This is a genomic window from Niallia sp. HCP3S3_B10 (assembly GCF_052064465.1).
Lineage (GTDB): Bacteria > Bacillota > Bacilli > Bacillales > Cytobacillaceae > Niallia > Niallia hominis.
In genome coordinates, this window is the sequence record NZ_JBQHVO010000104.1 from 1 (window position 1) to 7,855 (window position 7,855).

General features: G+C 31.9%; 7 protein-coding genes. 3 read left to right on the forward strand and 4 right to left on the reverse strand.

Going from position 1 to position 7,855, the window contains the following annotated elements; all coding sequences use genetic code 11:
* Positions 1–330 precede the first annotated feature (330 nt).
* Positions 331–888: a recombinase family protein gene (locus tag ACTNDN_RS24115; protein WP_016204942.1), complete on the reverse strand. Its 558-nt coding sequence runs from the start codon at positions 886–888 to the stop codon at positions 331–333.
* Between the two features lie 186 nt (positions 889–1,074).
* Here ACTNDN_RS24115 and ACTNDN_RS24120 point away from each other — a divergent pair, with 186 nt between their 5' ends.
* The 3 genes from ACTNDN_RS24120 to ACTNDN_RS24130 all read left to right on the forward strand — a co-directional run bounded on the left by ACTNDN_RS24120 (position 1,075) and on the right by ACTNDN_RS24130 (position 3,552).
* Positions 1,075–2,526, forward strand: coding sequence for a SulP family inorganic anion transporter (locus tag ACTNDN_RS24120; protein WP_040344256.1), 1,452 nt, complete (start codon positions 1,075–1,077; stop codon positions 2,524–2,526).
* 20 nt (positions 2,527–2,546) lie between these two features.
* Entirely contained in the window at positions 2,547–2,966 is a 420-nt protein-coding gene (locus tag ACTNDN_RS24125) for a universal stress protein (protein ID WP_016204940.1), read from the forward strand.
* 166 nt (positions 2,967–3,132) lie between these two features.
* Entirely contained in the window at positions 3,133–3,552 is a 420-nt protein-coding gene (locus ACTNDN_RS24130; RefSeq protein ID WP_016204939.1) for a universal stress protein, read from the forward strand.
* Positions 3,553–3,585: 33 nt separating this feature from the next.
* On the opposite strand, the gene ACTNDN_RS24135 is transcribed toward ACTNDN_RS24130, so the two are convergent.
* From ACTNDN_RS24135 to rnjA, 3 genes are all read right to left on the reverse strand, one after another.
* A complete protein-coding gene (locus tag ACTNDN_RS24135) occupies positions 3,586–4,860 on the reverse strand; it encodes an MFS transporter (protein WP_016204938.1) in 1,275 nt (424 codons plus the stop codon).
* Between the two features lie 174 nt (positions 4,861–5,034).
* Positions 5,035–5,577, reverse strand: coding sequence for a recombinase family protein (locus tag ACTNDN_RS24140; protein WP_016204937.1), 543 nt, complete (start codon positions 5,575–5,577; stop codon positions 5,035–5,037).
* Positions 5,578–5,878: 301 nt separating this feature from the next.
* On the reverse strand, positions 5,879–7,549 hold the full coding sequence (rnjA, locus tag ACTNDN_RS24145; RefSeq protein ID WP_047945031.1) for a ribonuclease J1: 1,671 nt from the start codon (positions 7,547–7,549) through the stop codon (positions 5,879–5,881).
* Positions 7,550–7,855: the final 306 nt, after the last annotated feature.

Genomic DNA, 7,855 nt, shown 5'->3' on the forward strand with positions numbered 1-7,855 from the left:
CAACACTTCGAACAAATCTATTTGAATACGAAGGTGATCATCTACCTTGAGAAGTTGAAAAGTCATTTACACAAAAATATTGACAGTACCACAAAAAGTTCTCAACTGATTTGAAGTTAAATGTAAAATAACTAAATATTTAGTATTATTTCATCTAAGATTAATTAAAATAGACAAAAAATTGGAAAACCTCTGTTCTTAAATTTGACAGAGGTTTTTATATTTTTTCCAATCAATATAAGGAAATTAACAATTATCAGCCAGCACTTGATGTTACCTAAAAATACTTGAAAAAATCACAAATTGGTAGTCACCCAATATAATTTAAGCTTAGGATTTTCCCTCCCAATTTGATAAATATCTGTATAAGCTGGACTTACTAATTCCAGTTGTATTTTGAATTTCTATTAATGAAAACTGCTTACTAATATACATATCAATTGCTTTTTGAATATTACGTAAAGACTTTTTGGGTCTACCTGTATTTTTCCCCTGGTTTTTAGCTGTTTTTATTCCTATTTTAGTGTTTTCACTTATAATATCGCCCTGAAGGTTTATTAGATGTTGTACATATTCATTAAACTTTTCTTCCATTACATTACTCGTATCAATATTCTCTTTAATAAACAAAATATAAGCATCTTTTTCCCTAATAATATTTAATATCTCCTTTAATTTTTTTAATGAATCAGCAATTGTATAAAATTTTTCAACCACAATCTTATCGTGTTTATTTAAGTTTAATAACATCTTTTTAAGTGTAGTTTTATTCTTGTGAGAACTAAGTTCTTCAGTATAGATTACGTTACAATGATAGGTAGTAAGACTTTCTAACTGATCTATACAATTAGGGTCATCTTCAACAGGCCTCATATAACCAATTAACATGTATTAGCCTCCTTAGTTTTTAAGCGTTTAAATAAACCATATCATAAAAATTATTTGAAAAAAAGAACCAAAATGGTTCCATTTTGGTTCTTTTGGTGTTAGACTGTTCAAAGTAAGTTAAAAAAGCTGATTATATATTTATTATATAAAATATTATAACGGAGGTATTTTTTAGTGATTGAAAAAATGAAGAGAGATTGGTTTTCAAATATTCCCGCAGATATTCTATCTGGAATAGTAGTTGCCTTGGCACTGATTCCAGAAGCAATAGCGTTTTCCATTATTGCGGGTGTTGATCCAATGGTTGGCCTGTATGCCTCTTTTTGTATGGCTGTAACCATTTCTTTTGTTGGCGGAAGACCAGCTATGATTTCGGCTGCGACTGGAGCTATGGCATTACTAATGGTGCCATTAGTAAAAGACTACGGTATAAACTACTTATTAGCAGCCACTATATTAACAGGTATTATCCAAGTTGTTTTTGGAGTTTTAAAAATAGCAAAGCTAATGAAGTTTATTCCGAGGGCAGTTATGGTTGGCTTTGTTAATTCTTTAGCTATTTTAATATTTATGGCACAAGTCCCTCATTTTATAGGTATCTCCAATATGACTTATATCTTTGTAGCCATTACATTATTGATTGTCTATATCTTACCAAGATTTATAAAGACGGTTCCAGCACCATTAATTGCAATTGTTTTATTAACAAGTTTAGCAATTTTCTCTGACTTTGATTTAAGAACAGTTGGAGATTTAGGTAATATCACTCAATCGTTACCATCTTTCTTTATTCCTGATGTACCACTTAATTTTGAAACATTAAAGATTATTTTTCCATATTCCATTGCATTAGCTATTGTAGGTTTATTAGAATCTCTTTTAACTGCTTCCATTGTGGACGACATGACTGGAACAGGTAGTAATAAAAATAGGGAAGCTAGAGGGCAAGGAATTGCCAATGTTATTACAGGTTTTTTTGGTGGTATGGCAAGTTGTGCGATGATAGGACAATCCGTTATAAACGTAAAGTCAGGTGGTAGAGGTAGGTTATCTACACTTGTTGCTGGACTATTTCTTATGTTTCTAATTTTGGTATTAGGGAATATAGTAGTCCAAATTCCAATGGCAGTCCTGGTAGGTATAATGATCATGGTTTCTATTGGTACATTTGACTGGTCATCTTTTACTTACCTAAAAAACGCTCCAAAAACAGATGCAGCAGTTATGTTAGTCACTGTTATCATCGTAGTAGCAACACATGATTTATCTATCGGTGTTATAGCAGGAGTTATATTAAGCGCCATCTTTTTTGTGGCTAAAATATCTAAAATTAAGTTGGTTAGGAATGTGAATAACCAGAATATTACTTTCGAGGTAGAAGGGCAGTTATTTTTCGCTTCCGTGGAAGAGTTCGTGGAGCAATTTGATTTTTCTGTGGAGAATAAGAATATTATTATTGATTTCACCAATGCGCACATATGGGATGATTCAGCTGTTGGTGCGATCGATAAAGTAGTGATTAAATATCGAGAAAATCATAACAACGTGACTATTAAAAACTTAAATGCAGCAAGTAAAAAAATCGTGGATAAGTTGGCAGTATTTAACGATCCAAATGCAAAATTATCTGCACACTAAAAAGGGGAGTGAAGTGTATAATGTATAAAAAAATACTATTAGCCATTGATGGATCAGAACATTCTAAAAGAGCAACAGAGGAAGCAATGAAAATTGCTTCTTTAAGTGAAGAAAGTACAATAAAATTAGTTTATGTTGTGGATTTTTCCAAATCAAAAGATGAGGTTTTACACGCTCATAATAAGGAGGAATTGGAGTTATCTCGCAAGAAAAAATTATTGCCTTTTGAAGAGTTATTAAATGCCAATAATATTGATTTTAGTTTTGAATTATTACACGGAGACCCTGGACCAGCTATAGTAGAACATGCTAATAAAAAAAAGTTTGATATGGTTGTAATCGGAAGCAGAGGACTTAACACTCTACAAGAAATGGTACTAGGCAGCGTCAGCCATAAGGTGGTTAAAAGAGCCAATTGCCCAGTATTGATAGTAAAATAATTGTATTATAAAACCCACTTTAAAAAAAGTGGGTTTTATTTTTGAGGAAAATGGAAATGAATGAGTTTAATTGAAAATAAAATAAAAATAACATAAATTAAGTTCCCGTTTTATATAAAAAGTTATATTATATATGTAAGCGCTTGCTTAGTTGGGAGGAATGAAAATGTATAGAAATATCTTATTAGCAACCGATGGTTCCGTACACTCAAAAAGAGCTGCATTAAACGCAATTTATATTGCTAACTGTTGCTCAGAATCTAAAGTAGAAATCGTTATGGTAAGTGATCCTTCAAAGGCAAAGACTGAGACCCTTCATAATTGGAATAGCTCTGAATTTGTTGATAAAAATAGAGGGAAAATTTCAGAAGTGGAAAAGTTAGTGAAAGAATCGGGGCTCAATTATGAAGTTGTTATATTAAAGGGAGAACCAGGTCAAGTTTTAGTAGACTACATTAATAACAAGGGTACAGATCTTGCAATAATGGGAAGCAGAGGATTAAACGTCCTACAGGAATTTGTTTTAGGTAGTGTAAGTCATAAAGTAACTAAAAGAGCTAACTGTCCAGTATTAATTGTAAAATAAACTTGCTAATTAGAAAGAAGGTTAAAACCTCCTCTAATTAGCTCTTTTTGCTATTGTTACTTTCTGAGGTTTTTTTGCAAGGATTGCTCCAAATATTCCAAGAATCGGAAATAACAGTAAAAATAATAAGCTTTCTATATAACTGTGAAAATAATCATATCCTATTCCTAGTGGCAATGGACCAATTGCAGAACCTACAACCATAACCATCATAGCAATCCCGTTTATACTCCCTAGGTATTTTCTTCCGAAATAATCAGACCATATAATATTGAGTGTAATTCTTTCTATTCCATTGCTTGCTCCCCATAATATTCCAAAAATAATTCCAATCCAAATGCTTTTTACATTTATTAACAGAATGAGGAATGTAATCTCTGTTAAGAATATCCCCATCAAAAGGATTTTTGTTTGTATTTTTTCTAGTATAAAACCTGACAAAAATGAAATTGGGAATCCAACTAATGCCATCAGGCTTAAAACACTAGCTGCTAACTGCGGGGACAGGTGCTGTTCTTGAAATATGGATAAGAGATGGAATGTAATAGCTGTATTTACAAGTGCAGGGATTCCCACGCAAACTAAAATTGCCCAAAAAGCTTTAGTTTGCATAGCTTCTTTTAAGGTCCAATCCATCACTAAATAAGAATGGGATATTTTATTATGAGATTTATTCTTGAATTTTTCTGTAATACCATCTGGCAAGGCTCCAATATCCTCAGGCCTATTTCTCACTCCTATTATAGCAAGGGGTGTGAAAATAATTAGTAATGCGACTCCCCATATTTGCCAGGTTGTTTGCCAGTCCCACTTATCAATTAACCACGTATTTGCAATAGGAAAAAAAGCAGCACTTGAAAAGCTTCCTATAGCCATAAAACTCATTGCTCTTCCTCGTTTTTTTATAAACCATTGTGGCACTATGGTATTAGGAATTAACGTCATACTTCCTTGACCCAAGAACCTAATCAAGAAAAAACCAATTCCTAACATCCAAATATTGGTAACAAAACTATTGAAAAAACAAGCTAATGAAAACAAGACACTTACTATTCCGAGCATTCTACGATAACCAAAGCGATCCATAAACTTTCCCATAAACATTATCAGAAATCCAGAGCATAAAGTAGCGATGGAATATAGACTGGATATTTCGGTTCTATTCCACCCAAAACTTTTTATGTATTCCTCAATGAATGTCGAATTTGAATAGGTTTGACCAGGCCCTGAAAAAAATGTACCTAAACCTGCTATAAAAACAATAAACCAACCGTAAAATATAGAAGTATTCCTCTTCCTTTTATTCATAGTATTAACTACACTCCTTTTGATTAAAAAGATGAGAAGATGGCTATCTAAAATAATTCTTGTATTAAGGAGCCAACCTCTAAAGTGATGAATTATAGTGGAGAATAGCTACACTAAGTAATGATTTAGTTTCACTAGTAATTAATTGGAGATTTGTAAAACACTGATGAAGTATTATTTTTCTAGATATCGATACAGAGTAGTTTTACTGATTCCGGTATGTTCCTTTATTTGGGCAAGACTGAATTTTCCACTTTTGTACATTGACATGGCAAGTTTAACATTTTTATCTGGCTTTTTTGGTCTTCCAGGTGCTTTTCCATTTTTTTTTGCTTCAAATAATCCTTCTTTGGTTTTTTCACTAATCAAGTCTGTTTGGAATTCAACTAAATGATTTAGTATCCCAGTAAATTCATAGTGTTTTGTTATGCTAGTATCGACATTTTCATGTAACGACTGCAAAAATGCGTTCTTTTTCTGAACTTTCTCCATTATTTCCAGAAGATGACGGGTGGAATCAGCAAGTGCGAAAAATTTAGTAATAACAATTTTGTCCTCACTTGAAAGAGAGTTTATTAATTCTATTAATTTTATTCTTTTTTTGGCTGAGGAATGGTCTTCTAAAATGATAGATGTGCAATTTATTGCTTCTAATTGAGTTATTTGTTTTTTGCAAGTAAGATCTTCTTGTGTTGGTCTAGCGTAGCCATATAACATATTTATCCTCCTGATGGTGTTGTGACCAAACTATAATAACATATTTTTTTATTGTACTTCCTATGATTTTCCTCTTATTAGAGATAATGTTTTTATTAAGTTTAATTGGACACAAGGTAAATCAATCAACTATGATAGATAATAATTTTTTCATATTTTTATTTATCAGGAGGATAATTGGCTTAGCTTAACAGTGCATCTCTAATTATTACTTTATATAAAAAGGTTTCTTAAAGTAGTTGAAAAAAGAAACCCTTTGTTAGTTTCTGTGACAATTTTTATAAAAGAAAATATTGTATTCTTACACTTCTATAATAATGGGTAGTAACATTGGTCGACGTCCAGTTTCAGCATATAAGAATGGACTAAGAACTTCCACAATCTCTTGTTTAATTTTCCCCCAATTTAATATATCTTGTTTGAGTAGTGTGGATACACATTCATTTACCACTTTTTCTATTGTTCTCATAAGTTCTTCAGACCCACGCATATAAACGAATCCTCTTGTAACTATTGCAGGTGGAGATACTAACTGCTTTTTTTTACTATCCATACTTAGACTTATGATGATAATTCCTTCTTCGGATAAAATTTTGCGATCACGTAATACAATATTTCCTATATCACCTATACCGCTTCCATCAACATAGACACCTTGGGAAGGTATTGTTTTACTGTTAATTCGTGCTTCATCTTCAGAGATTTCTAGTACTTGACCATTATCCATAACAAAGCAATTTTCTAGTGAAACACCCCAATCAACAGCTAATTCTACGTGTTTTTTTAACATTCGGTATTCTCCATGAATGGGCATGAAGTATTTGGGCTTTATTAGTGATATCATTAATTTTTGTTCTTCTTGGGTACCATGACCAGATGTATGAATATCACTAATTTTATGGTGTATAACATTTGCACCTACTCGGAATAATTGATTAATTGTCCGATTAACACTTATAATATTCCCAGGAATAGGAGAGGAAGAAAAAACAACTGTGTCACCTTTGACAATATGAATTTGTCGATGATTACCATTTGCTATTCTCGACAATGCAGCCATAGGTTCTCCTTGACTTCCTGTACATATAATAGTTACTTCATGAGTTGGAAGATAATTAATTTGACTGATTTCAACAAATATATCTTCAGGAGCCTGTATATAACCTAGGTTTTTTCCTATCTGAATTGTTTTTTCCATACTTCTTCCAACGATAGCGATTTTCCGCTTATAACGAATAGAAGCTTCAACTACTTGTTGTATTCTATGAATGTTTGATGCAAATGTCGCAAATAAAATACGAGATTGTGTTGCTTCGAATATCTCTTTAATCGATTCTCCAACTTTTTTTTCAGACATTGAAAAACCGGGTACTTCACTATTTGTACTATCAGATAATAAACATAAAACTCCTTCTCGACCAATTTCTGCTATTTTGTGAAGGTTGGCTTCTATCCCCATTGGTGTAAAATCAAATTTAAAATCACCTGTATGCACAATATTTCCATCAGGTGTGGTGATTACTACGCCGAAAGAATCTGGAATGCTATGTGTTGTTCGGAAAAATCTTACTTTTATATTGTCAAATTGAACATCAATATCATCTGAAATATGTATCATTTCTACATAACCTGTTTTATGTTCCTCTAACTTACTCTGAATTAATGCTGTTGCTAGAGCCCCTGCATAAATAGGTACTTTTATACGCTTAAATAAAAAAGGAACTCCACCTATATGATCTTCGTGTCCATGTGTAATAAATAAACCTTTAATTTTGTCTTTGTTTTTCTCCAAGTACGTATAATCAGGTATAACATAGTCTATACCTAATAATTCGGATTCAGGAAATTTAAATCCAGCATCTACAATTATAATTTCATCATTGTACTCGATTACATACATGTTTTTTCCGATTTCTCCTAGACCACCTAAAGCAAATATTTTTGTTTTGCTGCTATATTGTAAACTATTCATATTCTAACTCCTTCTAAATTAAAATTCGATAAGAGAAATTAATATCGATATATATCTAGATTTTATTAATGATTTTTCTAAATTTCGAAGAATTACTTTTGATATAAATATTTTATCTTCATCTTTCATACCATTATTAAGCATAGTCTATCATTTGTAGACCTAAAAAGGAACCTTTTTGAAACTGTTTCTTATGTCTCATAAGAATTAGGAAGTGTATGAGTAAAATGTTTGTGGGAGAATAAATATCCTTTTTGTCTAGTTGGGGGACTCGTCCCCCAACTAGACAAAAAGGCCACCAAGCGA

What these genes read in the sequence shown, in the direction of transcription:
- ACTNDN_RS24115 (WP_016204942.1), bottom strand. Translation starts at nt 888, where the DNA reads ATGTTAATTGGTTATATGAGGCCTGTTGAAGATGACCCTAATTGTATA.
- ACTNDN_RS24120 (WP_040344256.1), top strand. Translation starts at nt 1,075, where the DNA reads ATGAAGAGAGATTGGTTTTCAAATATTCCCGCAGATATTCTATCTGGA.
- ACTNDN_RS24135 (WP_016204938.1), bottom strand. Translation starts at nt 4,860, where the DNA reads ATGAATAAAAGGAAGAGGAATACTTCTATATTTTACGGTTGGTTTATT.
- ACTNDN_RS24130 (WP_016204939.1), top strand. Translation starts at nt 3,133, where the DNA reads ATGTATAGAAATATCTTATTAGCAACCGATGGTTCCGTACACTCAAAA.
- ACTNDN_RS24140 (WP_016204937.1), bottom strand. Translation starts at nt 5,577, where the DNA reads ATGTTATATGGCTACGCTAGACCAACACAAGAAGATCTTACTTGCAAA.
- ACTNDN_RS24125 (WP_016204940.1), top strand. Translation starts at nt 2,547, where the DNA reads ATGTATAAAAAAATACTATTAGCCATTGATGGATCAGAACATTCTAAA.
- rnjA (WP_047945031.1), bottom strand. Translation starts at nt 7,549, where the DNA reads ATGAATAGTTTACAATATAGCAGCAAAACAAAAATATTTGCTTTAGGT.